Here is a 25,695-nt window from a genome sequence, read left to right as displayed (position 1 = left end):
ATGCGTTTATCTAAAAAAGAACTAATCAACAAAAAACACAACAGTATTAATCTCAGTCCACCGAGCTTACTTGCTTTAGGTTTTTTAAGCTTTATTATCATCGGAACATTGTTACTTAAACTTCCTTTTGCTAATCAAGGCAATTTGACATGGCTAGAGGCCCTGTTTACGGCCACGTCTGCTGTAACCATTACTGGGCTGTCTGTCGTCAATATTGGCGACTCCTTAACCACTTTTGGTCAAGTTGTGGTGATGATCCTGATCCAATGCGGCGGCTTAGGTTTTATGACGTTTGCAATCTTAGCTGCTTTGAGTCTTTCCTCAAAAGTTGGTATTCGGCAACAAGTTATGGCACAGGAAACCATTGGTCAAACCAGTTTAGCCAAAGCAACCTTTACAGTAAAAGGGGTTTTTCTTTACTCATTGTTCTTTGAAGCGATTGGTACAGGGATTCTAACCATGGCTTGGTCACATCACTACGACCTTGAACATGCATTTTTCTACGCACTGTTTTATAGTATTTCTGCGTTTAACAATGGTGGATTTTCATTATTTCCCAATAGCTTAATGAGTTTCTCTGACCAGTATATGGTGACATTTACCATCAGTATGCTGTATATCATCGGTGGGATTGGTTTTGTTGTGTTGATGGATATTAAAAGAGCCAAGCGTTGGAAGAAACTCTCTACCAATAGTAAGTTAATTCTGTCTACGATTGCGGGCTTAAACCTTTTTGCCTTTATTGTTATTTGGGCAATAGAAGCATCCAATCCTTTAACACTGGCTCCAATGTCTGTTGGTGATCAAGCTTTAAACGCGTGGTTCCACGCTACCGTACCTCGTTCATCAGGTTTTAACAGCTTGGAAGTCAGCAGCATGACCAATGCATCAACCTTAATTACCATGGTATTGATGTTTATTGGTGGTGGTTCTTTAAGTACCGCTGGTGGAATTAAAGTCGGCACATTTATTATTATGATTTTAAGTGTCATTACCTTTTTAAAACGTTCAGATGAAATTACCATTTTTGGGCATTCTGTTTCTCATCAGGCGACCTTTAAGGCAATGGCGGTCATTTCAATTACTTCACTGCTGATCCTGATTGGCTTTTTTACTCTACTGATCCTTGAGCCTGATAAAAAGTTTTTAGACTTATTATTTGAAGCCGTTTCTGCGGCTTGTACTGTCGGCTTATCACGCGGAATCACTGAAAATTTACATGCTGGCAGCCAAATCGCTTTAATTTGTTTAATGTTTGCTGGACGCTTAGGACCACTAACACTGGCTTATTTGATTGCGACACCAAATAAAAGTCGTGTTCGTCATCCAAATACTGAAATTCAGGTGGGTTAATTGTTTTAACCATCAAGCGAATACAACTGAAACAGCTTTGGTTTTATGAGATTGTCTAATCTTATCACGTGTATCTAAAATAGGCTGAGACTCCTTAAATAGATTGCTCAGACAATCCTTGCAAAATGCAACTGATGACAATATCCCCCATAAAAAAAGCGATCTTATCAATGATAAGATCGCTTTTTCACATCTTTCTAAGAATAATTATTCTACTTCTAACTCACTATTGCCTTTAATCAAACGATGCTCTGACTGCAAATATTCATCCGACTGCATTTCGAGTAAACGAGAACGTGTACGTTCAATTTCGAAAGCCAGCTTCTCTCCGTCATAAATCTCAATAATCGAGTCTTGAGATGTCAGTAGCAGTTTTACGCCACGGTCATAAAACTCATCTACCAGATAAATAAAACGACGTGTACCTTCTGACAACAAATCAGTTAAGTGCGGAACATTACTCACCAAAACAGTATTGTAAATATTGGCAATTTCAATAAAGTCCGATGGGCTACGTGGTTTCATACAGAGTTCTCTAAACTCACACCACAATACATCTTCTGTATGGCCTGAAGTTTCAACAACACGATTATTAATCGTAATTGGTTCTTCTGACACTGTCTGCGATGTGGTTAATGCATTAAAACGCTTTGCCATCCAGACTTTATTGTCATCTGTCAGTGGCGATTTAAACAATTGCGCTTGTTTTAATACCCGTAAACGATAGTCAACACCCGCATCAACATTCAATACCACACAATGTTTTTTTACCATTTCAATCGTTGGAATAAAACGATCACGATGGATTCCATTTTTATATAAACCATCTGGGGCAATATTTGATGTGGCAATCAAGGTAATGCCACGGGTAAATAATTTTTGGAATAAATCACTGAGAATCATTGCATCAGTTACATTCGATACAAAGAACTCATCAAAACAAATCACCACAGCTTCTTTATAAATTTGATCTGCAACGATATCTAAAGGATTACGCTGTCCAGAAAGCTTGTTTAACTCCTTATGCACAAATTGCATAAAGTGATGGAAATGCATACGGGTTTTACGGCGAAAAGGAATCGAATCGTAAAATTGATCCATGAGCCATGTCTTTCCACGCCCTACACCGCCCCACATATATACACCTCTCGGTGCAGTTTGACGGCGGAAACGACGAAAAGCTTTTTTCGATGCTTTATAACGATTGATCAATTCTTGCCATACCCGCTCCAACTCATGTACTGCTTGAGCCTGAGCATCATCTGGTAAAAACTGTCCAGATGACAATGCTTTTGCATAACGCTCAGCGGGTGATACGGGAGTAAATGCTGTTGAAGTTGTATTCTGATCTAACATATCATTTTGTTACTTTTAAAGGCTAAAGGAAGTATATCGAATATTCATTTTTGATAAATAAAACTTTGGGATAATTCTAACTCTATATCTCATATCAGCACTACCTGTTTATTTACCATATTGACGCGGGCTTTGCCCAAACCAACGTTTAAAAGCATGATTAAATGCAGCGGGTTCTGAGTAGCCGAGTAATTCCGCAATCACCTCAATTGAATATTCCTTATATTCAATCAATCGCAAAGCTTTGTGCTTAATCAGCTGTTCCCGAATTTGTTTATAGCTGGTATTTAATTGCTGCAACTGATGGCGTAAGGTTCTTTCAGGCACATTCAACGCCTGAGCCACTTCGGCCATCGAGGGAATAATCCCTTGCTGCAATTCCAAATAATCATTTACCCGTTGAATCAACGGTGCAATTTTCTGTTCTTCAGCATTTAATCGCTCGATTTCAGCAATACACTTGGCTTCGTAAACCCGATGTGTAATCGGATCTGCAGATGGAATCGGCAGTTGCATCACATCTTCATTGATCCAAAAAGCGGCTTTTTCACAATTAAAATGTAAATCTGAACCATAATAATCATGATATTGCTTTAATACAGTTAAATCCTGAGGCTGCTGAAAGGGTAACTCAATTCTTACGTTGGGCGCTGTAAGTCCCATCATTTTATAAATATCATCCAGAAATTTATAAGTTCCAGAGATTTCACATTGCGCTCTCAACAAACCCATTTCTGTTTCTAAATCTACAGGCTTGTAGGTTAATGCGACTTGATGATCGCCTTTCTCAAGCCCTAAGACACCGTATAAATAGGTTAAACCCTGATAATGCACACCATTTTGAATCGCATCACCAACATTACTACATGTCACCAAGAGCATAAGCAACGGGCCATAGCCCGCTAAAGAATAATGCTGGCCGATAAACAAACCTGTTTCTGGCTGTACACCCTGCCCAATCACTTTTTGTATATCCCACTCTAAGCTGGGATGAATGATAGAGCTGGGATCAAGTGCATCTGCTTTGATCCCTATACTTGCAAGTCGTGAATCTACATCGATTCCAGCATTACGCATACCATGAATTAAATACATTAAACCGAGAATCGAGCGTTTCATTGGATCATCATTTGATTTCTACCCAAACTTTGTACTACAAAGTCGGTTTTTTGCAAATTGCCGAATATATCAATTTTTGTGTCAGTGCAATCATATTTCAAGCGCTGCATTTCCGATATTCTATGCAAAACTGGAAAAGTCAGAGCGAACAAAAATGAGTACAGCCCCTACGACTGAAGTAAAAACTCAATCAACGCAAGTTGCAATTATTGGATCTGGATTTGGTGGTTTAGCCATGGCGATCCGCCTATTGCAAGCCAATATTCATGATTTTATCATTTTAGAAAAAGCAGATGATGTTGGTGGTACATGGCGTGAGAACCAGTACCCAGGTGCGGCTTGTGATGTTCAATCACATATGTACTCGCTTTCTTTTGCACCTAAAACGGATTGGTCAAAACGCTATGCCGAAGCGCCTGAAATTTTTGACTATATTCAAGATTTAATTCAGCAATTCAATTTAAAGAAATACATCCAATTTAATCAAGAAGTGGTGTCTACACGTTATGATGAGCACAATTTCAATTGGCATTTAACACTAAAAAGTGGACAAAAAATTGAGGCTCAATTTGTTATTTTTGCATCAGGGCCATTGCATGTACCACAGATTCCTAAAATTAAAGGGATTGAAAAATTCAAAGGTGAGGTTTTTCATTCTTCTCACTGGAAACATGATTATAATTTAAATCAAAAAAATGTAGCATCCATTGGTACTGGTGGTAGTGCAATTCAATATATTCCTGAAATTGCTGCAAAAGTTCACAATCTTTATGTATTTCAAAGAACCCCTGCTTGGGTGATTCCTCGTGATGAACGCGCCTATAATGCGCTTGATAAAAAACTATTTAGTCGCTTTGAATGGTTTAGAAAATTACACCGCGCTCGCTTGTACTGGTCAAATGAATCACGTGTCGTCCCCATTGTAAAACCACAAATCATGAAATATGGTCAAAAACTTGCTGAAGCTTATATAAAATTCCAAGTTAAAGACAAAGAAGTCGCCAGAAAACTGACCCCTGACTATATTATGGGCTGTAAGCGTATTCTGATTTCCAACAAATACTTTCCAACATTTAATCGTAAAAATGTCGAATTAATCACCGATGGCATTCAGGAAATTACAGAAAATAGCATCATCACTAAAGATGGCAAAGAACGTCAAATTGATTGTTTAATTTATGGTACTGGTTTTATTACAGACCCACGCATCTATTTAAAATCATTCGATTGTTATGGCGAACACGGTGTTGAATTAAAAACGGCATGGAAAGACGGTGCAGAAAGTTTTTATGGGATCAGCACCAAAGGCTTTCCTAATCTATTTCAATTGCTTGGTCCAAATACCGTACTGGGGCATAACTCTGTAATTTTCATGATTGAGTCTCAGGTAAATTATATTTTGCAATTGATTCAAATGGTTGCAAAAACACAGACGCAAGCGGTAGCGGTAAAAGCTGAAGTACAAGATCAATTTAATGAAAATGTACAGCAACAGCTTGCAGGCACGGTATGGCAATCAGGCTGTGTCAGTTGGTACCAACAAGATGGTGGTAAAAACTTTGCATTATGGCCAACCTATACCTGGAAATTTTGGCTTAACACCCGCAAAGTAAACCCAGCAGATTTTCGCTTATTAGGCCGTGAGCAAAGTGCCAAGCAAAAATCAAAAGCTGCATAAACTTGCTTGATATTCTTCTATAAATTTTCAACCGCTTTTCTGCGCTTCGACTATAATAGATAGGTATCCATTGCCTATCTATTTTTTCATGCAATCACTTTGGCTTATTTTCCAACTTTTATTTTGTTTATGTTTAGGGTTTATTTTAGCCCGCAGAATTCCACAATCCATTGAAAAAATAGCTTTTAAAATACTGCCTTATTTTACCTATATTCTTTTAATTGCGATTGCAATGGAGTTTTCTCAAACAATTCATAATATTGCCAGCCCTGCACAGATTCTCACCAGTTCAATCACAATTGCATTCACCACATCAATGGGTGCATTTTTTTGTTGTTATCTAGTATTTACAGCGATTGGCTACAAACCATCACAAGGTAAAGTTTCTGCTGAATTATTGATGGGTTCATTACTCAACATCAGCTATGCATTTATTGCACTGGCTGTAGGTTATGGCTTAGCAGAGTTGGCCCACCTTTTCCATGTTCCACTGCATGTCAGCACATGGAATTTACTTTTAGTTTACATGTTACTGATCGGCTTGGATCTGGCTTACTCGCCACTGGATCGTTCTTGGTTAAACTGGAAAATTATGCTGGTACCGATTGCCTGCGTGATTGGCTCACTATTGGGTGCTGTTGCGGCATTTTTCTTGATTCAAGACATCAGTATGAAAGATTTAATCATGCTATCGCAAGGTTACGGCTTCTATTCGATGACAGGGATTGTGGTGACTGAATTAAAGAATGCTCATCTAGGAAGTATTGCGTTAATGAACGATTTATTTAGGGAGATTTTTGCCATTTTATTTATGTATATGATTGGATGGCGTTATCCACGTTCAGCAATTTCTTCTGCTGGTGCAACCGCAATGGATGTCACCTTACCTATGGTGAAACAAGCTTGCGGCAATGATTATATTCCACATGCAATGGTCAGTGGCTTTGTTCTGTCGGTATTGGCGCCAATTGCGGTAAGTGTTCTGGCTGCACTTTAAAATTAAGTTCTGAATATCGTGCTTTATCTGACGAGATAGTAATACTGTTCAATAGAATCATTGGAATATAAAAGATTATTTAAACTATTGAAGAAAAGATCTAGTAGCGCAGGTACACTACAGTGTATACACAGCAATTTTTATTATATAAATCAAAGAAATCACCCTCTTGATCAACTGAAAAAGAGGGTTTGTTTTTATAGAGTCGCTAAAATATCTTGCAGGGTTTTACTTGGATGTTCAGATTGAGTAATTGGACGACCAATTACTAAATGAGTAGAACCGTCAAGCATGGCTTGCTTAGGCGTTACAATACGCTTTTGATCATCTGCATTTGCACCAGCTGGACGAATCCCTGGTGTTACCAAAGCAAATTCAGCACCCAAATCCTGACGTAACATTTTGGCTTCCTGAGCCGAGCATACCACGCCATCCAAACCACTCTGTTGTGTCAATTTAGCCAGACGTTTCACTTGTTCAAATGGCTCTATGTCTAAACCAATATCACGCAAATCTTCACGTTCCATTGAAGTAAGTACAGTAACCGCAATCAATTGAGTTTTATAGTTACCTGCTTTTAAGCGTTCTACGCAAGTTTCCATCATTCTACGCCCACCTGAGGCATGGACATTGACCATCCATACACCCAAATCAGCCGCAGCACAAACTGCCTGCGCAGTTGTGTTCGGAATATCATGAAATTTTAAATCGAGGAATACTTCAAAGCCCTTATCATGTAGTGCTTTCACAACCAGAGGGCCTTCATGGGTAAATAATTCTTTACCGACTTTTAAACGACATAGTGATGGGTCAAGCTGATCAGCAATTGCTAGGGCGTCATATTGGCTTTTTGCATCTAAGGCAACAATAATACTCACGAATCTCAGTTCCATCACATAAATTTGCGCTCATTATAAAGTGATTCACGCCATGTACAAAGCTAGAAAATCGACTTCAGCACAAAACAATCAACTATTCTTAGATCTTGCTCATGATTTATCTCTGCTCTGAGATCAAAATTGCACGTGTGTCTTGCTCCAGTGCTTCAAAAATATGCGCTTGATCTGCTGGATAGGAAATATAGTCCCCTGCTTGAAGTAACTCAGCACTGTCTAATAAACCGACTTTGGCAGAGCCCTGCATAATAATAATATGCTCCACACTGCCAATAGGATGCGGTTTACTGCAACGCGGCTCACCCGGTTGGGTTGTCAGCATATACACGTCTCGTCGTGCATTGGGTGGGCATGTCGCCAACAAAACAGCCTGATAATTTGATATTTCAGAAACAACTGAAGCGCCCTCGCCATAACGAATCACTTGTGTAGCTTGGGTTTGTGCTTCCATAAGTTTGGCAAATGGAATATTTAAAGCCACGCAAAGTGCCCATAAAGTTTCTAGACTCGGATTGCCCTGCCCAGATTCAAGTTGCGAAAGTGTGGATTTCGCAATGCCTGCACGTCGAGCAACTTCTCCCAAAGATAATGCAGCACTTTTTCTTTCTTTTTGCAGATTATTTGCAATGATTTCAATTGGTATAGACATTATCCTTCCAAAAAATACGATCGTTCTATTTGACGAACAAAAATAATCAAACTATTATAACAAATGATCGTTCATTTTATCGAACGATCTTATTACCCTAAGCAAGGCTCATCTCAATGAAGTATAAAGAAATAAAAAATTTACCCAAGCCCCTGATAAAATCAATCGTGATTCTCTGCATCGCAACCGCACTGATCGGGATTTCATTAGGTACGCTTGCGGTCAATTATCAACTGCCGATCTGGATACCTTTACTGCTTTCAATCTGTGTCTTGGCTGGTGCTGCCGAGTTTACTTTCATTGGCATGATTGCTGCTGGAAGCAGTCCGATTACAGCTGCGATTGTCGGATTGCTGATAAATTTACGACATCTGCCTTTTGGTTTAGCGATTACCCATTTTATAGAAAAAAATAAATTAAAATATTTTGCTACACATATTATGAATGATGAAAGTGTCTTATTTGGTTTAAGCCAATCTTCAAATGAGCTAAAACTGAGTGCTTATTGGCTGTGCGGTGTCGGAATTTTATTTGCTTGGCCCATAGGCGTTTTAAGCGGTTATCTATTGGGAAGTCATTTAGCTTATGCAAAATTACTAGGTATCGATACGATTTTTCCTGTCGTACTGTTTGCACTTACCTTTAAAGCATTAAAAAGAAAATCTGCTCGAAAATCGGCAATGACTGGTGCAGTCATCAGCCTCGCTACTTTTCCATTTCTACCCTTAGGGATTCCGATACTTATGTCATTATTTGGCTTGCTTGTAGGAAGAAAATAACATGCATCAGCAATTTATCATTTTGATCGGGATCATGCTGCTGGCGATGGGTACTTATCTGATCCGATATGCGGGACTTTCACTCGGCCAATATTTTACGATCACTCAACAACGTGAGCAACTTTTTAATGATGCCGCAACAACTTTACTGTTTTCTATTGCGATTCTCAGCACTTTTTTTGAAGGTGCGGATTGGGCAGACTTAGGCAAAATCATGGGGGTATTGGTAGGCTTATTTCTGATTTGGAAAAACCACTCACTTATCACGACGATCGTAATAGCAATGCTGGTCACCACAATATTCCGCTTTGCTGAATTTTTCTGGTTAGCCCAATAGAATTGTTAAAGCTTACAAAAAGCGTTTTACAACAATCAAAGCGCTTTTTTTAACAGCATAATGCAAGTGACTATGCATGCTTAATTATTGATTAAAGATAATGTTTTAATCTCTATGCATATTTTTTATGGATATTTAATCAATCAATCTTAAAGCGCTTAAAATTCATTTTATATTTGATCATTGTGAAACACGTCACTTACTCCAACAAATAAAAAAATCAAAACACAGTCTTCTATTTATCGTTCTTTATGCTTACAACAGATAAATTCTTTTTCATATATTTAAAAACCTATAAAACTTAAAATAATATTAAATTAAAATTATATTTTTCTCATTCATTGCATCCATGTTTGCTCTAGAATTTATATTTTTAATAAATCTATCTGCGCTATTTCTAAATATATTCTTTATAACTAAACAAACATTACACCATAACTAAACAATCAATCTCTTTGATAAATCAAAAAAGTAATCATATTAAGTGAAGCAAAGTCGCATTAAAAACACCTTCTGTTTTTAAAAGCAATCTAGGATGAACGCGATTTTATATTGATTTAAGCATTTAAAAATAATTTACAAATAAGCTAAATGAATATTAAAGAAAATCCTTTAAATTCAATCTTATAAAATTTTTTTATGAAAATGATCAATTACAGTGCAGCGTATTAAAATAAACCCAATATTTAATTAACCATGATAATAAATTATTTTAGAAAATCTTAAAAACATACTCACGCTTAATATAAGCAGATCAAAATAATTTGCTATAATATGACGTTATTCACAAAAAGTGACATTTTTTGTCACTTTTTGGTAAACAGAACTAAATTTTCCTTTAATTAAATAAACATGTTAATTATAAATATACTCTTGTATTTAAATAATAAAAAATAAATCCAAAACAAATAACGTTATATTGGATTTATAAGATAAAAATAATGTGATATTTGTCTCTTTTTTTCGTTGTTTTTATTTAGGAAAAATTTATAGTAGCCCTTATTGTTTAGCTCCTAAACACTTACCCTTTATTAGGAAGGTACCAGTAAAGGGCAAATCAACGCAGTATTGAGAGAAATTCTATGAAAAAAATTCAATTGGGTTTAGCGATCATTGGCTTAGGTTTAGCATCTTCAACAGTTTTTGCGGCTGCTGATGGTACAGTAACAGTTACAGGTAAAATCGTTGATCAAACTTGTACAGTTGGTGGTACTGCTGGTAACTATACTGTTGTTTTACCGACTGTGGGTAAATCAACTTTAGCGACAGCGGCGACAACAAATGGTGACACTAAATTTACCATTAATTTAACAGCATGCCCTGTAGGTAATGTGGGTGTTTATTATGACAACACCAATGCAAATATTAATACTGCAGGTCGTTTAAACAATACCGTAACCACTGGCGGTGCAACAAACGTAAATATTCAATTATTGAACTCTGCAAAAGCAGTGATTGACCTGACTAAAGATCGTACAGGCCAAAACATTGTGACTTCAAATGTTGCAACTGCAAACGGTTCTGCAAATCTTGATTTTTATGCACGTTACTATGCAACAGGTGCAACGACTGCTGGTGATGTAAGCACAACTGCAACTTACTATGTTGTTTATCCATAATTAAACATTTGGATCTGTAAGTTTTTAAACAGGTCTGGTTAATTTCTACATCTTAACCAGACTTGCCTCTCCCCAAGGGTCTTTCAATGAAAAAACCATTTTTTATTTCTAGCTTGTTAATGCTCAGTACTTTGATCACATCCGCTCATGCCGGTATTGTGGTTACAGGTACCCGTGTAATTTACCCAAGTGATAAAGAATTTGTATCAGTGCAATTAACCAATGTAGGTGACCAAATTGCATTAGTACAATCATGGGTGGACAGTAAAGACATTATTGCAGACCCAACCACAACCCAAGCCCCATTTATTGTTACCCCTCCAATAACCACGATTGAAGCAGCGAAAGGTCAATCTTTACGTGTGATTTTCAATCAAAAACAAAAGCTTGCTACTGATCGAGAAACATTGTTTTGGCTTAACGTACTTGATATCCCAGCCAAGCCAACAGCTGAAGCAAATTATTTACAATTTGCGATTCGTAATCGCTTAAAACTGTTTTACCGACCAACTGGCATCAAAATGGAACAGCAACAAGCGTTTCAAAAAGTTGAAGTACAACGTGTAAATAACCAACTACAAATCAATAATCCGACACCTTATTACTTAAATTTTGGTAAATCGAATCTGCTTTTAAAAAATGGTACGCCAAGCGATATTAAAAATCTAAGCTTTATAGAACCGTTTTCAAAACAACAAATTGAGGTCGAAAATTTATCAGACGCTAAGTCCGTCCAGCTTTATTTAATCAATGACTACGGCAGTTTATCGACAATAGAGAAACAGTTTTAATCTAAATTATTGGGAGAATTGTGCTTGAAACATTTCACACTTAGGTATAGTGTTTTGGCGCTAAGTCTATATCTATGCAATCAAAATGTTATAGCGCAAGCACCACAATTCGATAACAGCTTTTTATACGGCCAAAAATCTAAAACAATTGATCTTGAAAAATTTGTTTCAAGCGATAAAGTCGCGCCAAATGATTATATTCTCGATATTTACTTGAATGATCGTTATATCACCCGCTCTATTGTGCATATTTCAGATGACCCTGAATCACCTGAAAAGCAACGCTATTGTATTCCACGCAATACTGTTAAGCAGCTTGATTTCAATCATAAACTTATTGATTTAGATAAAGTCACTGGTGACTGTATCGATACACGCTTAATGAATCATGTCGTATTCTGGAAACTGAATATAGCGGAACAACGTGTGGATGTTTCAAGCCCTCAATCAATGTTAAATGAGCGACCATTTGGCTATATAGATCCATCACTTTGGGAAAATGGTGGAAATAGTGCTTTTCTCAAATATTACTACAATTACTATAATTCAGATTATGGTCAGGACAACAAACAAGATTCCAGTTTTCTGAATATTAATTCTGGTCTCAATATTGATGATTGGCAATTCCGTCATTCTGGTAGCACCAGTATGGGAGACAGCAATCATTCAGGCCAATATACCAGCTATGAAAACAAACTCATGCGAGTACTGCCTAGTTTAAAAACGCAGCTTACCCTTGGTGATTTCTATACCAATACCAAAACCATCAATAGTAATTCGAGTATTGCCATTCGCGGGGTACAACTTGCTAGCGATGACAGAATGCTTCCGATTTCATTGCAAAGTTACGCACCCACAATTTCAGGTTATGCAAAAAGCAATGCTTTAATACGTGTTCGCCAAAATCAACAAATTATTATGGAACGTACTGTTCCTGCAGGCGCATTTAATATTACAGATCTCCAAACACCTGGGAGTGGTGGTACATTAAATGTAGATATTATTGAAGCAAATGGTGAAATCCGCAGTTTTGATTTGCCTTATAATAATTTTATTCAATCTATCCGCGCAAAGCAGTATCGTTATCAAATTGCAGCAGGTACTTTTCGTCAAAATAGCAAATCCTATGATGAGAAGTTAATCAATGCATCTCTTGATTATGGATTAAATGATTTTATCTCAGTGAGCAGTTCAGCACTGGTCAGTGATCATTATCAATCCTATATTCTAGGAACCGCGTTAAATACCAAACTCGGTGGTATCGCTTTAGAAAGTAATTATGTTAAAGCCAATATTAACCAATCCAACCAAAATTTAGACAGTTCTTTGCTTACGCTGCGCTATAATCTGGCACTAAACGGTGCAAAAACAAATTTCAGTTTAAACAGTACTGTTTATGGCAATGATCAATATTATTCCTTTGATGAAGCCATGCAGAATCGTTATATCCAAAACAACAGCTCTGCATTGGTGCTTAATGGTCGTCCCAAGTCATCAAACTATATTCAACTGAGCCAAAATCTAGGTCATCAGTTTGGTGCTGTTTCAGCCAGTTTTTCACAGTATAAATTCTGGCATCAAGTCAATACACAAAAATTCTATCAAATTAGCTATAGCAATAGTTATAAAGGCATCAGTTACTATGTGGGTATGCAACATACTCAAAATGATCAATATAAATTAGATAAAGATACCCAATACTTTGTAAATGTGAATATTCCCCTGTCGTTTAAAAAGAAAAATAGTAATTTACGCCTAAGTAGTGAAGTCTATCCAGATAATAATGCGCTCAATACCAATCAAGTCGGCATATTTGGAAATTTAGGTGAAAATCAACAGTTCGGCTATAACTTCAATTATTCAAATAGTAAAGATAAAGATCTCTTCAGCAGTTCTTTGAGTTATCGAACTAATCCTGTTTATTTAGCATCGACTTATACAACCGACTTTGACCAACAACGTCAATACTCTTTACAAGCACAAGGTGCTATCGTTGCACATCAACACGGCATCACTTTAGCCAATGATTTAAATGATACTTTTGCAATTATCCACGCTAAAGGTTTAGAGGGAACCAGCCTCTCAAATGGAAATAATATTAAAATTGATCGTTGGGGTAATGCGATTATTCCCTATCTAAATCCTTACCAATACAATAGTATCAATTTAAACCCAAATACAATTCCATTAAATACTGATGTTGATGCAACCCAATTACAAGTTGTACCTAAATCAAACGCGAGTATTCTGGTGGATTTTAAAGCATTAAAAACCACAAAAGCCTTAATTGAACTAAAACACGCAGATGAAGTGCTCATTCCAATGGGTGCTCAAGTGAAAGATGCTTTGGGTAATGCAGTCACCACAGTAGGACAAGGTCAGCAAATTTTTATGCAAAATATAAATCCTGGACGCTATAGCGTCTACTGGACTAATACTGATTCTTGTCAATTCGATATTACAAAAGAAATATTGGAACAAAGTAAAAATCAAATCCCTTTTGCAAGCTTTAGCTTAAACTGCAAATAAGCACGGAGTAATTTTATGCTGAAATATAAATTGTTATTTATGTTATCTACACTCCCTGCAAGTTTCGCAGTATTTGCAGATTGCAGTGTAGGCAGCAATTTCACCAGTGGCTATAGCATGCCGACGATGAATGCCAACACCATGAATATCAATAAGTATGAAGGGACGTCGGTACAATCCAATGTATATTCACGCGAAGTTGCTTCAGCCAATTTTGATATTTTCCGAGTCTATAGTGGATGTACTGTTGGCACAAATAGAACCATTTTTGGTAATGTTTTTGCTACAAATGTGACAACTTATGATGCCAATATTTCTCGCTTAAATGCTTACCCAGCTTTAGGGATTAAAGTTGAAATGGGCGATGCACCTGCAACTGGTACTTTAAAAACACTAAATACCACTGAATTAGCAATTTATAGTTATAGTGGCGATACCCATGGTGTAAAAATGAGAGTGACATTATATGTTTTGCCTAGAACATCAACAATGACCTCCTACCCCGCAACGATCAATGTTTCCAATTTACGGATAGCAACCATTAGTTTAAGGCGTGTCAGTGATAATGGTCTTATTCCAGCAAATACACAAATTCCGGTATATTTAAATGCAGCAGTGAATATCTCTGAATCCACATGTTCATTGAGTCAAAGTAGCTACACCATTGCACTGCCTGATGTCAGTGTACGAAACTTGGGTTTAGTTGGAAATGAAACCGCATTAAGTTCAAGTAATACAGCAACCCTCAGTATTAATTGTGCAAATTTAAACGATGGCGCAGGTCGTGAAATAAAGGCTTATACCACGGATGCCTTAAATCAATCCAATGCAACAAATATATTAGAGAATCAAGTCGGTGCTGGATATGCGACAGGCGTAGGTATTCGTTTACGTGATAAAAATAACGCGATAATTAGCCTAGATCCAAACCAATCAAAGACGACTAACAAATGGACCTTTGGCAATTTAAGCACTTCGCAGCTGATTCAACATGTGATTAAAGCCAATTATGTAAGAACAGCAAATACGGTGACACCTGGTCTGGTCAGATCTCAAGCTTATTTGAATATCGTATATGATTAAAAAATAGCGAACTTATATTCTTTTATTTGTTTGATGATATTTAGTAAACTTTTTGGTGTTGAATAATTGTACAATCAAAAATCAGTACCAACAAAAAAGCGCTTTACGGTTATAGTAAAGCGCTTTTTATCATAATGATTAAAGCGTATTGATATTCTTATTTTCTGGTTGAATATCTAATACTGTCTTTTCATGACGAGCACTTGCGGCAGCTTCAGCAGCGGCCAATTGTGCTGTCTGTATTTGTTCTTTTCGGAGATGATCAATATCTTTACGAAGACGCTTAACTTCCCATGCGTTTTGGAATACACGGAAAACCTGTACACCAAGCAACAATCCAAGAACAATCCCGAGTACCAAAGTTAATAATAGCAATAAGCCTAAACGCATTGCTGGTACTTGAGTAAACAATAAATCTACAGGTAGTTCAGCTGGATTCTGCAAGACTAATGCTAAAGCATAACCAAAGACTACCAGTAGTAATGCAACTAAGAAATAGCGCATACTCACCTCATTCGAATTTTATTAATTAGCAGATTCGTTTACTGCATCACGGAGTGCTTTACCAGGTTTAAAGTGAGGTACAGCTTTTGCTGCAACTTCTACTGATTTACCTGTTTTAGGGTTACGACCCACACGTGGCTCACGGTGATGTAAAGCGAAACTACCAAACCCACGAATTTCAATACGGTCATCTGAAGATAACGATGCAATCATTTGATCGATCATAATCTTAACTGCTTCTTCGACTAATGGCTCTGCTAAATGCGGATTTTTAAGAGCAATTCTTTCTATTAAGTCAGACTTATTAAGTGCTTCAGTTGTCATTTAAGACCTCATTAATTTTAATGCTAATTGATATACACCAGATAATATCCTTTTTAAATACAAAAAGGTAGCGCAGTAATCATATACTACGCTACCTTTTACACTAATTGAATAAAAAATATTAATTAATTACATTAAATAATACTTCTTAACAATCACTTAGTGGTTCATCTGTGCTTTGATCAAATCACCAATCGTCTTAGGACCATTGTCTTGACCAGTAGGCGCAGTTGTAGTTTTCAAGTTTGCTACAGCTTCTTTCTCTTCAGCTTCGTCTTTCGCTTTAATCGACAAGTTGATAGAACGTGATTTACGATCTACATTGATGATTTTAGCTTCAACTTCTTGACCAACTTCTAAGAATTTAGTTGCATCTTCAACGCGATCGCGGTTGATTTCAGATGCTTTCAAAGAAGCTTCAACTTCGTCAGCTAACTTAATTGTTGCGCCTTTAGCGTCAACAGCAGTTACTGTACCTTTAACCAACGCACCGCGTTCGTTAGCAGCTAAGAAGTCATTGAACGGATCGCTGTTCATTTGCTTGATACCAAGACTGATACGGTTGCCTTCAGCATCTACAGATAAGATAACTGCTTCAACTGTATCACCTTTCTTGTAACGACGAATAGCGTCTTCGCCTTGTTCGTTCCAAGAAATATCAGACAAGTGAACTAGACCATCGATACCGCCAGGTAAACCGATGAAGATACCGAAGTCAGTGATAGACTTGATCGTACCAGAAACTTTTTCACCTTTGTCGTGTGACTTAGAGAACTCTTCCCATGGGTTCGCACGAGTTTGTTTGATACCCAATGAAATACGACGACGCTCTTCATCAACTTCAAGAACCATAACATCAACTTCATCACCAATCTGAACAACTTTAGATGGGTGGATATTTTTGTTTGTGTGATCCATTTCTGAAACGTGTACTAAGCCTTCAACGCCTTCAGCGATTTCAGCAAAACAACCGTAGTCAGTTAAGTTTGTAACACGTGCTTTAACGATAGAACCTTTAGGATAACGGTTCATGATCGCTAACCATGGATCTTCGCCTAATTGCTTAAGACCTAAAGATACACGATTACGTTCTTTGTCAAACTTAAGTACTTTAACAGTAACTTCTTGACCCACTTCAACAACTTCTGAAGGGTGTTTGATGCGTTTCCAAGCCATATCTGTGATATGTAGAAGACCATCAATACCGCCAAGGTCAACGAATGCACCGTAATCAGTAAGATTTTTGATCGTACCAGTAACTGTTTGGCCTTCTTCCAATTGAGAAAGAAGCGCTTCACGGTCAGCTGAAGATTCAGCTTCCATTACAGCACGACGAGATACAACAACGTTGTTACGTTTAGCATCAAGTTTGATTACTTTGAATTCTAACTCTTTGCCTTCAAGGTGAGTTGTATCACGAATAGGGCGAGTATCTACCAATGAACCTGGTAAGAATGCACGAACTGGACCGATGTCAACAGTGAAACCGCCTTTAACCTTACCAGAAATAACACCAGTAACGATTTCGCCGTCTTCAAAGATTTTTTCAAGTTTAGTCCAAGTTTCAGCACGTTTCGCTTTTTCACGTGATAAAACTGTTTGACCCATACCGTTGTCAAGCGCTTCAACAACAACATCAACTTCATCGCCAACTTGAACTTCAAGTTCACGTTGTTCGTTTAAGAATTCTGAACGTGCAACAACACCTTCAGATTTAAGGCCAGTGTCAACAGTAACCCAGTCAGAGTCGATGCTAACAACGATACCTTTAATAACGGCACCTTTGTCGATATTGAGAGTTGATTCGCTTTCTTCAAAGAGGGCTGCAAAAGATTCGGTCATGATATACCTAGTAAAGTCAACGGTCTTGGATCAGACAAGGCCGGTTTAGTTAAGCCATCCACATAGTCCGTATAAACTGATCAAGCTATGCTTTGGCTAATATTTGGTTAAATATTCTTTATTTAGCTAAATGTAACTCGACATAATCAGTCATCAGTTTAAACACTTCATCGATGTTCATTTCTGAGCTATCAATGATATAAGCGTCTTCTGCTGGCTTGAGTGGAGCGACTGTGCGTTCCATATCTCTTTTATCTCGAGCTTGTATATTTGCTAAAATGTCGCTTATTTTAACATCCAGCCCCATTCCCTGCAACTGTTTTACACGACGCTCTGCGCGGGACTCCGCTGAGGCAGTGAGATAAATCTTCGCTTGCGCTTGTGGAAAAATAGAAGTGCCCATATCACGCCCATCGGCAACCAAGCCAGGCGACTGAGCAAAAGCATGTTGTCGATCTACCAATGCCGCTCTAAGCGCTGGAATTGCTGCGACTTTTGAAGCAAATTCACCAACGCGTTCAGTACGAATCGTTTGTGAGACATCTTCACCATCCAACAAAATCATGATTCCGTTGTCAGCACTCTTAAATACGATATCTAAATTTGTTGCAATCGTCACACTTTGTTGCAATACAGATTCAGTGTCTAATGCGTCCAACAATTCTTTTTGATGCAATGACAATCCAAGCAAACGATACAGCGCACCAGAGTCTAATAAATGGAATTGATAGTGATGCGCAAGTTTTGCTGCAAGTGTTCCTTTACCAGAACCACTTGGCCCATCGATTGTGATAATTTGAATTGTCATTGAATTTCCAATTAAGCTACAGACTTAGCAAGTTTCTTAAATCCAAGTGTAATCGCTAGTTTAAGCTGTGCAAGTATTAATTTACTCACAAATGGTGCACGTGCTTGTAATTCGATCGTATAGTCAACACGGGTTTTGTTTGCAGCAAGCGCTGTAAATTCAATAATTCCAATATGATGTTTAATCAATGGATTGTTAATTAACTTATATTCAATACGTTTATTGACATCCAGATGCGTAATTTGCTCTTGAATCGGCTTGATCGGACCAAACCCCATACGACGGATAGAACCCAATCCATCTGGGCGTTCAGGATCAGCAGCATCTTTTACCCGTACAACTTGAATGGGAGCAAAAGCCACATTATAGGTTGAATGTTTTGATAACAAGTCAAAGACCTGATCGATTGGTGCATTAAACTCTTGTTTTACTTGAATAGAATTCATTGTTAGACCCTTTTAAACTTTAACTATATTTTTAAACCCTTATTTTGACAATTTTCATTGTCACTAAAATCTTGTGTATTTTAGATCATTTTAATGAGTCATTTAAGGTCTTTTGTTGTAACTTTAATTGTTTTTTTTGCTCACGGCGCATTTTAAAAAAATCAGACAGTTGGCTTGAGCACTGCGTTTGTAAACAACCACCTTCAAACTGAAATATATGATTGTAATAGCCAATCTCTAGCAGTTGACGACTACTGATGAGTGAACCCGCTTTAGGTTCAGTCGCGCCAAAAACCACACGTTTGATTCTTGCATGGATTAATGCACCAACACACATGGTACAAGGTTCAAGTGTGACGTATAACGTTGCATCTTCTGGTAGGCGATAATTTTCAATCTTTTGACACGCATTGCGCAGTGCCTGAATTTCCGCATGGGCTGTTGGATCATGCTGAGCAATCGGTTGATTATAACCTTCACCGATGACTTGCCCCTGACTTACAATCACCGCGCCTACAGGAATTTCACCGATAGATGCAGCAAATGCAGCTTGCTCTAAAGCCAGCTGCATCCATTGTTGATCTATGTAGTGTTGAGTTTCTTCAGTCATACGACCTTAAATAATACCGTACTGACTTAGCAGCGTATTCCAACTGTCAATTGTTGTTACAGGTGGGTTTTTCGCAAGGATTCCACGCAATGTTCGCGACTCAACCTGTTCCCACTCTGGTGATAAATCTTTATCCACCAAACGTGCGCGTACACCTTCAACAAAATCAGGATGACGAATTTTCCAATCAGAAATTTGTTTTTCTAATTCAAAAACCTCAGACCACGGATGAACTTGACGTCCCCACTGCCATAACAACCAGGTAATCGCAGCAGTACTTGGTGAACCTTTTTGTAGATTCTCGCTGGCTTGACGCAACCAATCACTACGCGCATCACTTAGACCAATAATCGCTTCATAATCATGTTCAAAGTTTACACCACGACAAACACTATGAATCACATCCAAAGAGTTTTGCAACGGTCCAGGTGAAACAGGACGATGTAAACTATTTAAGGTGTCATCTAAAGCACGGAAATCACCAGCAGGATAATGATCCCAATCGATATCAATCAGTTTCTGTAAAACCACATCACGTTGTGCATCACAAATATGGGTTGCCCAACCAATCCCATAACCACCTGCTGCAGTCATGATCGATCCAGTTAAACCCGTAAATAAACCTATCGGACCACGATCTGCTAAGAAACGTGTAGCACCCACATCTGGATATAGACCGATATTCACTTCAGGCATAGCAAGACGCGAATACGGTGTAACTAAACGGAAAGGCGCTGCCATGAATAAGCCTAAACCACCACCCATGACATAACCTTCACCCCAAACCACTACAGGTTTAGCATAATTATGCAACAGTAAATCTAAAGCATATTCGGTTTCAAAAAACTTATTGGCTGTTTCAACTTCATTGTTGATCACCAATTGACGCAGTTTACGAACGTCACCGCCTGCACAAAAAGCTTTAGGCGTGGTTGAATCTAACCAAATTGCCTTAACTGAGTCATCATGATGAAAATCCTCAAACAGCTTCAATAATGCCGCAACGATAGATTCATCAAGTGCATGAAGCGACTTAGGACGATTTAAGCGAATAATTCGCCATCCCTTTTTCGCTTCTTCGATAATCAGATCTGGGTGATAATTATTTATTTCGGGAGAGTTTGTCATGCGTCCAGCTGCCAGTCGATTGGCTCAATGCCATATTGTTTCAGATAATTATTTGTTTTTGAAAAAACCTTACAACCAAAAAAGCCACCACGATTTGCTGCCAATGGAGATGGGTGCGCAGCTTTTAATACCAGATGCTTTGTTTGATCTATACGTTGTCCTTTTTTCTGAGCATATGCGCCCCAAAGTATAAATACAATGTGCTCTCTATGCTCATTCAACACATCAATCACATGATCTGTAAAATTTTCCCAACCGCGTTTTTGATGTGATGTCGGTTGCCCAGCTTCCACTGTCAACACACTATTTAAAAGCAATACACCTTGTTGAGCCCATTTGGTGAGATCACCATGACGGGATACAGGTACAGCTAAATCTGTATTTAATTCATGAAAGATATTACGTAAAGACGGAGGCAATGCAACGCCTTTTTGTACGGAAAAACTCAATCCATGCGCTTGATCAGGACCGTGATAAGGATCTTGTCCTAAGATGACCACTTTTACATGATTCAATGGCGTTGTGTCTAATGCATTGAAAATAAGTGAGCTCGGTGGGTAAATGGTTTTATTTGCATTTTTTTCAGCAACTAAAAAAGAACGCAAATCATCCATTTGCTGACTCAAAAGAAACTCAGCTAAACCTTCTTTCCAACTTTGATCTAACCGAACTTGATTTAATTTTGTTTGTTCGAGTTCAGATAATTGCATCAACTTTCATCCTAAATTTCATTTTCCTAAAAATTTATTTGTCCTAAAGATGGATTTCACTCAAAAATCATCATTTAAATTTTAACCTGTAAATCCACTTCAGGGTTTTGAAACGGAATACCCTGTTTCAATTTTTCATACATTTCTGGGTCAGACCATTCAGATGTGACCTGCTCAGAAAAAATAATTTTATCCAGACTCAACAGTCCCATCTGAGCATTTTCAATATCTTCTTGAAAACTTTGCGCATAACCTGTATCGGTTTCATGCACAATCACAGAATAGACTTCAACATCCCCTTCCCCATTTTGGGTAATGGTTGATTTTAAAATCTGTTGCGCGAGAAAAAAGAATATCCGTGAAAACTGTTCAGCCGAAGGAGAAACAGGCAAAGCCACCCAACGAGCACTAAAGGTTTTACACGCCTGAATATATTCAGGGTTATCTTCTTGCCAAAAACAGATCGCATGGTCAAAACTGTCGAAAACTTCTTTGATTACACCTTTAAGCAAGCCAAAGTCATATACCATTTGACCATGATCAAGTTTTGAAGCTTTAAGTAGTAATTCAACTTTATAGCTGTGCCCGTGTATAGACCGTTTGCAACGATCTGACGTGCAATTCCGCACAATATGTGCATTTTCAAACTTAAATAACTTACGAATTAACATGAGCCAAATTTTATAAACAAATCGGTAAAGAATCTCGATTATAAAGCAAAACTCGAACCCTGAGCATTAATTTTCACGTTGATTGCAATTAGCCAAAAGGATGATCTGCTTTTTTAGGCTTATTTAGCTTATCGAATCATGTTTAGTCAATCAACCAACCTTTTAACTACCTTTTAACTATTTTTTATAGTTATTTAAAATCATATAGTTAAAAAAATATTCACTAAAATTTTCAAAATGGTGCAAGGCTACGCGAATAAACATAAACTTGTGATTTATCATTACGCATAAAGCGTGTAGTAAATTGACGCTTGCGATTGCTTAAAGATACTTCGATCTTAGCTTTAAAATAACTGGATGTTACTCCAAAAAACTTGTCTGCCTCTGTTTTGCTTGCAGCTTCCAAGCTGTCAAATGGTGCGATTTTCATTAGCTCGCCCACATTGGCAAAATGCTCAAGTTTTTCTTGTCGCGCTTTTAAAGCTGTTTGTACGCTATTTATGTCTAGTTTCTCATCCATGGCTGCCAAAACCATTGCAGGTGCAGTATTGACATTAATTTTTGTTGCAATATCAGGCAGTGCCGATATATAAGGTGCAATTAAATCATACTTCTTTTCTTCAAAACCACGTACTTGTTTAAGTTCTTCAACACTGGAAAATTTTCGATTTGCAGCCAAATATGGTTTAGGCAAACCTTGGTAATAACTTGTTTCAGCACCGTATGAACCTATGGTTTCATTGTCTGGATCTTGCCAATCAATCACGGCTTGAACAGCATCAGCAGGTAAACCGACACGAACCAAAAGCTTAGAAAAATATTTCTGTGCCGCGTCGTTGGGCTTACCTTCATTGGTTAATAAACTGTTTAAATTGAATTTACCGGACTCATCCTCCAACACACCTGTGACATATCCATCTTCAACTGGAAATGCTGGCATCGGTTTTGCCCATGTTTCTTGTAAGTAATCTGCCTCTTTGCTGTTTTCGCTGTCTTGTACCAATATCTCAGAATAAAATGCTTCCGCACTCTTTGCATAAAAAAGTGCTTGGCTTTGCCGTTTTAAAAACCCTGTACTTTCATTGGTGTAATTTTGACGTTTAGCAATCGTCGCAGCAATGATGGTTGCTAAAGCGACCATCACTAAAATCGTAATTAATGCGATACCTTTTTGCTGCTTTAATTGCATGAATGATTTACCTAAATTTATTGATCCGCATCGACCACAATACTGATTTAATTAGCTGCGCCGTTATTGATCAGATAGTCAGAATTGAGCAAACTAAAAATCCATTCATATTCTATATCACGAATCGTGACTTTAATTTTAATCCCACGCGGCAATTGCCCATCATTTTTAATCATATCGTTTGGCCAACGATCTAATTCTGTTGGATTTAAAACATCAATACGATACTGATCAACATCTGCCAACAACACACTCGACAAGGGCTGTTCTGAATTATTTCGATTTAAATTTGAATATTTTAACCGATAAAGTTTTTTCTCTTGCGCATTGTAAACATATTCAATTCGTTCATAGGGTGACAACCCCTGTTTAAGCGGGTCGGTTACACCTGTTTTACTGAAAGAAAGTTTTTGATTATCTAAACCTAAAGCAGGTTCAATTTCCTCACCACTTCTTGCAGAAATAGGAACAATCTGTAAGGTATCACGCTGAATCTGTTGATAGGCACCTTGTAATTGGCCTAAATTTTCCTCATGTATGACATTACGATCTTTAACTTTAATCAGGTAGTCAAATATTTTCCAGCCCAATGCTGACAAAACAGCAAAGATTGCTATGGCCACCAAAAGTTCAATTAAGGTAAAGCCTGTGCTTTTCTGTGCATACACAGTTTGATTTTTTTTATGCTTGATTAGATTCATCATTATTTTTCTTTGATCGGATAATTAAAGAACACCATATTGGTAATCCCTGCTTCTACTTTACCCGTATCAGGATTAAAAAGGCTCACTTGCACATCTATTTTTTGTACATTTGGGCTCAGTGTAGATTCTGCTTTTTTATCTACCTGCCAAGTTTCACCTTGTGTGGTGACTTGTTTGGATGACGTTCCTGACAGCCATTCACGATTAATCATCATCATTGAGATTTCATTCTGTGCAACAAACTGAGCCTTGGTTCGTAAAATCGCATTGGCGGTCGACTGCGTATATTGCATCGCGACTTTGGTCAAAGCCATTGCTGCGACTGCAAAAATCGCCAAAGCCACAACCACCTCAATTAAAGTAAAGCCTTTATTTTTCTTCATCTACTTTACCCAAATAATCAACTCGAATTACCCCACCCACTGGCTTTTGCTGATAATACATTTGAATTGTGACAGGTTTGACTTCACCATTTCCAAACCAAATCAATTTAGGTGCATTATTTCCCAAGAGTTCTGAGTTATTTGCATTTTGGAATTGATGATCTTCCGTTTCAATAGAAAATGAAACGTATTCTGGCAACGCTCTTTTAGGAAAGTCCGTCACTTCTTTCCATGGTTTATTGTCAACCACTCGAATACGTTGCTCAGCGTCTTCTTTGACTGGAATATACTCAATAACACCATACTGTGCAGCTGCAACATCCGTAGCATTGTGTAAATCAAGTGCATAAATACGCGCTTGATCATTGGCTTCACGATTAATCTGCTTTAAATCGAGCAATAACATCTCACGTGCTTGCATAGCTTTACGCTGATCTACGCCATCAATATTTAAAATGATCAATGAGGCAATAATACTGATGATGACGATCACCACCATCACCTCAATTAAGGTAAAACCTCGTATTTTTTGAGATGATCGTAGATTTTTCATTGCAGCTAAGCCACCTGTTCTGAGGCTTGTGGATGTTTTGGCACAGCCAATGCCTGATCAATCAATGCGACACGTAAGGTATCTCGACAACCTAAATAACGCTGATAGAAGCTGGAATTCAGTATCGCTGCTCCACCATGCGTAATTGACCAAATCGAAGCCAAATAATCACGTACCGACATCAAACTTTGAATCGATTCTAGATAGCTTTCTGTCATGCGAATAATGATACGTAAACGTTGTTTACGTACTTGATAGAGTTCGCTAAATAAATGATGGATGCCTTGTCCTGTGGTGGATAGTCGCTCTTCGATCTGATGGAATAACACTGCACGTTCAGGATGGTGTAAATGGTGCAACATAAAAAAAGCCAAATGCTCAGGAAATGCTTTCTCAGTATCACGTACCATTTCAAGTAACATACGTTCATTACGAATGATAAGCAGTATATACAACTCATCCTTACTCTGAAAATGCTTATAAAGTGTTCCCTTGGCTAGATCTAGTTCTGCAGCAAGGGCATCCAATGTCATCCCTGCTTCACCATTTTCTAAAAGCAGTTGTTCAGCAACCTGAAAAATCAATGCTTCTCTTGCTCTAAACTGAGCCTGTCGATCCATCTTCACCCGATAAACTC

Annotated in this window: 27 protein-coding genes; 9 read left to right on the top strand and 18 right to left on the bottom strand. The window is 37.8% G+C overall.

The annotated features are described in order from the left end of the window. Nucleotides 1-1,353: a TrkH family potassium uptake protein gene (locus AS4_RS09860; RefSeq protein WP_004720769.1), complete on the top strand. Its 1,353-nt coding sequence runs from the start codon at nucleotides 1-3 to the stop codon at nucleotides 1,351-1,353. A 207-nt stretch (nucleotides 1,354-1,560) separates the two neighbouring features. Here the strand turns inward: AS4_RS09860 and zapE are convergent, their stop codons facing one another. Together zapE and AS4_RS09850 are read right to left on the bottom strand one after the other, a co-directional pair. Then, nucleotides 1,561-2,709 carry a cell division protein ZapE gene (gene zapE, locus AS4_RS09855; protein WP_096734023.1) on the bottom strand — a complete coding sequence of 383 codons (1,149 nt, stop codon included), beginning with the start codon at nucleotides 2,707-2,709 and terminating at the stop codon, nucleotides 1,561-1,563. Nucleotides 2,710-2,817: 108 nt separating this feature from the next. Next, the gene (locus tag AS4_RS09850) at nucleotides 2,818-3,828 is read right to left on the bottom strand and encodes an AraC family transcriptional regulator (protein ID WP_096734022.1); all 1,011 of its coding nucleotides are present in this window, start codon (nucleotides 3,826-3,828) and stop codon (nucleotides 2,818-2,820) included. A 154-nt stretch (nucleotides 3,829-3,982) separates the two neighbouring features. On the opposite strand from AS4_RS09850, the gene AS4_RS09845 reads away from it, so the two are divergent. Together AS4_RS09845 and AS4_RS09840 are read left to right on the top strand one after the other, a co-directional pair. After that, nucleotides 3,983-5,506: a flavin-containing monooxygenase gene (locus AS4_RS09845; RefSeq protein WP_096734021.1), complete on the top strand. Its 1,524-nt coding sequence runs from the start codon at nucleotides 3,983-3,985 to the stop codon at nucleotides 5,504-5,506. Between the two features lie 88 nt (nucleotides 5,507-5,594). Continuing rightward, nucleotides 5,595-6,503: a lysine exporter LysO family protein gene (locus tag AS4_RS09840; RefSeq protein ID WP_034610237.1), complete on the top strand. Its 909-nt coding sequence runs from the start codon at nucleotides 5,595-5,597 to the stop codon at nucleotides 6,501-6,503. A gap of 197 nt (nucleotides 6,504-6,700) precedes the next feature. On the opposite strand, the gene pyrF is transcribed toward AS4_RS09840, so the two are convergent. Both pyrF and AS4_RS09830 read right to left on the bottom strand, forming a co-directional pair. Further along, a complete protein-coding gene (gene pyrF / locus AS4_RS09835) occupies nucleotides 6,701-7,396 on the bottom strand; it encodes an orotidine-5'-phosphate decarboxylase (RefSeq protein WP_004821273.1) in 696 nt (231 codons plus the stop codon). A 103-nt stretch (nucleotides 7,397-7,499) separates the two neighbouring features. Continuing rightward, nucleotides 7,500-8,048, bottom strand: a complete 549-nt coding sequence (locus AS4_RS09830; protein WP_004821271.1) for a helix-turn-helix domain-containing protein — start codon at nucleotides 8,046-8,048, stop codon at nucleotides 7,500-7,502. Nucleotides 8,049-8,164: 116 nt separating this feature from the next. On the opposite strand from AS4_RS09830, the gene AS4_RS09825 reads away from it, so the two are divergent. The 6 genes from AS4_RS09825 to AS4_RS09800 all read left to right on the top strand — a co-directional run bounded on the left by AS4_RS09825 (nucleotide 8,165) and on the right by AS4_RS09800 (nucleotide 15,186). After that, nucleotides 8,165-8,827, top strand: a complete 663-nt coding sequence (locus AS4_RS09825; protein ID WP_096734020.1) for an AzlC family ABC transporter permease — start codon at nucleotides 8,165-8,167, stop codon at nucleotides 8,825-8,827. 1 nt (nucleotide 8,828) lies between these two features. After that, complete coding sequence (locus tag AS4_RS09820) at nucleotides 8,829-9,164, top strand: AzlD domain-containing protein (RefSeq protein ID WP_034610229.1); 336 nt, start codon at nucleotides 8,829-8,831, stop codon at nucleotides 9,162-9,164. 1,082 nt (nucleotides 9,165-10,246) lie between these two features. Next, nucleotides 10,247-10,783, top strand: a complete 537-nt coding sequence (locus tag AS4_RS09815; protein WP_096734019.1) for a fimbrial protein — start codon at nucleotides 10,247-10,249, stop codon at nucleotides 10,781-10,783. Nucleotides 10,784-10,869: 86 nt separating this feature from the next. Further along, nucleotides 10,870-11,574, top strand: a complete 705-nt coding sequence (locus AS4_RS09810) for a fimbrial biogenesis chaperone (protein ID WP_096734018.1) — start codon at nucleotides 10,870-10,872, stop codon at nucleotides 11,572-11,574. Between the two features lie 24 nt (nucleotides 11,575-11,598). Then, nucleotides 11,599-14,103 (top strand): fimbria/pilus outer membrane usher protein, encoded by a 2,505-nt coding sequence (locus AS4_RS09805; RefSeq protein ID WP_096734017.1) that lies wholly within the window; start codon nucleotides 11,599-11,601, stop codon nucleotides 14,101-14,103. Between the two features lie 15 nt (nucleotides 14,104-14,118). Further along, nucleotides 14,119-15,186 (top strand): fimbrial protein, encoded by a 1,068-nt coding sequence (locus AS4_RS09800; protein ID WP_096734016.1) that lies wholly within the window; start codon nucleotides 14,119-14,121, stop codon nucleotides 15,184-15,186. Between the two features lie 138 nt (nucleotides 15,187-15,324). On the opposite strand, the gene AS4_RS09795 is transcribed toward AS4_RS09800, so the two are convergent. The 14 genes from AS4_RS09795 to AS4_RS09730 all read right to left on the bottom strand — a co-directional run bounded on the left by AS4_RS09795 (nucleotide 15,325) and on the right by AS4_RS09730 (nucleotide 25,678). After that, nucleotides 15,325-15,690 (bottom strand): lipopolysaccharide assembly protein LapA domain-containing protein, encoded by a 366-nt coding sequence (locus AS4_RS09795; RefSeq protein WP_004821255.1) that lies wholly within the window; start codon nucleotides 15,688-15,690, stop codon nucleotides 15,325-15,327. Nucleotides 15,691-15,711: 21 nt separating this feature from the next. Next, nucleotides 15,712-16,014 carry an integration host factor subunit beta gene (locus tag AS4_RS09790; protein ID WP_004720793.1) on the bottom strand — a complete coding sequence of 101 codons (303 nt, stop codon included), beginning with the start codon at nucleotides 16,012-16,014 and terminating at the stop codon, nucleotides 15,712-15,714. Nucleotides 16,015-16,173: 159 nt separating this feature from the next. After that, complete coding sequence (gene rpsA, locus AS4_RS09785) at nucleotides 16,174-17,856, bottom strand: 30S ribosomal protein S1 (RefSeq protein ID WP_004821252.1); 1,683 nt, start codon at nucleotides 17,854-17,856, stop codon at nucleotides 16,174-16,176. Between the two features lie 118 nt (nucleotides 17,857-17,974). Further along, nucleotides 17,975-18,664, bottom strand: coding sequence for a (d)CMP kinase (gene cmk, locus AS4_RS09780; protein WP_096734015.1), 690 nt, complete (start codon nucleotides 18,662-18,664; stop codon nucleotides 17,975-17,977). 11 nt (nucleotides 18,665-18,675) lie between these two features. Then, nucleotides 18,676-19,110: an SRPBCC family protein gene (locus tag AS4_RS09775; RefSeq protein WP_004821248.1), complete on the bottom strand. Its 435-nt coding sequence runs from the start codon at nucleotides 19,108-19,110 to the stop codon at nucleotides 18,676-18,678. Between the two features lie 85 nt (nucleotides 19,111-19,195). Further along, nucleotides 19,196-19,720 (bottom strand): tRNA adenosine(34) deaminase TadA, encoded by a 525-nt coding sequence (tadA, locus tag AS4_RS09770; protein WP_034610219.1) that lies wholly within the window; start codon nucleotides 19,718-19,720, stop codon nucleotides 19,196-19,198. Between the two features lie 6 nt (nucleotides 19,721-19,726). Continuing rightward, nucleotides 19,727-20,848 carry an enoyl-CoA hydratase/isomerase family protein gene (locus tag AS4_RS09765; RefSeq protein WP_034610216.1) on the bottom strand — a complete coding sequence of 374 codons (1,122 nt, stop codon included), beginning with the start codon at nucleotides 20,846-20,848 and terminating at the stop codon, nucleotides 19,727-19,729. After that, the gene (ung, locus tag AS4_RS09760; protein WP_004821244.1) at nucleotides 20,845-21,558 is read right to left on the bottom strand and encodes a uracil-DNA glycosylase; all 714 of its coding nucleotides are present in this window, start codon (nucleotides 21,556-21,558) and stop codon (nucleotides 20,845-20,847) included. Before ung ends, AS4_RS09765 begins: the two co-directional genes overlap by 4 nt. A 74-nt stretch (nucleotides 21,559-21,632) precedes the next feature. Continuing rightward, the gene (locus tag AS4_RS09755; protein ID WP_096734014.1) at nucleotides 21,633-22,229 is read right to left on the bottom strand and encodes a 6-pyruvoyl trahydropterin synthase family protein; all 597 of its coding nucleotides are present in this window, start codon (nucleotides 22,227-22,229) and stop codon (nucleotides 21,633-21,635) included. 232 nt (nucleotides 22,230-22,461) lie between these two features. Then, nucleotides 22,462-23,418 (bottom strand): type II secretion system minor pseudopilin GspK, encoded by a 957-nt coding sequence (gene gspK, locus AS4_RS09750; RefSeq protein ID WP_096734013.1) that lies wholly within the window; start codon nucleotides 23,416-23,418, stop codon nucleotides 22,462-22,464. Between the two features lie 47 nt (nucleotides 23,419-23,465). Beyond that, nucleotides 23,466-24,122: a type II secretion system minor pseudopilin GspJ gene (gspJ, locus tag AS4_RS09745; protein ID WP_096734012.1), complete on the bottom strand. Its 657-nt coding sequence runs from the start codon at nucleotides 24,120-24,122 to the stop codon at nucleotides 23,466-23,468. After that, nucleotides 24,122-24,505 carry a type II secretion system minor pseudopilin GspI gene (gspI, locus tag AS4_RS09740; protein ID WP_004821236.1) on the bottom strand — a complete coding sequence of 128 codons (384 nt, stop codon included), beginning with the start codon at nucleotides 24,503-24,505 and terminating at the stop codon, nucleotides 24,122-24,124. The genes gspJ and gspI overlap by 1 nt, the downstream gene beginning before the upstream one ends. Continuing rightward, nucleotides 24,492-25,058: a prepilin-type N-terminal cleavage/methylation domain-containing protein gene (locus AS4_RS09735; RefSeq protein WP_034610211.1), complete on the bottom strand. Its 567-nt coding sequence runs from the start codon at nucleotides 25,056-25,058 to the stop codon at nucleotides 24,492-24,494. Before AS4_RS09735 ends, gspI begins: the two co-directional genes overlap by 14 nt. Nucleotides 25,059-25,063: 5 nt before the next feature. Beyond that, nucleotides 25,064-25,678 (bottom strand): TetR/AcrR family transcriptional regulator, encoded by a 615-nt coding sequence (locus AS4_RS09730; RefSeq protein ID WP_004821232.1) that lies wholly within the window; start codon nucleotides 25,676-25,678, stop codon nucleotides 25,064-25,066. Nucleotides 25,679-25,695 lie beyond the last annotated feature (17 nt).

Origin of the sequence: Acinetobacter guillouiae (assembly GCF_002370525.2) — a bacterium.
In the GTDB taxonomy this organism is placed as follows: domain Bacteria; phylum Pseudomonadota; class Gammaproteobacteria; order Pseudomonadales; family Moraxellaceae; genus Acinetobacter; species Acinetobacter guillouiae.
The sequence above is the reverse complement of the archived record's forward strand: the minus strand, read 5'-3'. Positions and strand labels throughout refer to the sequence as shown.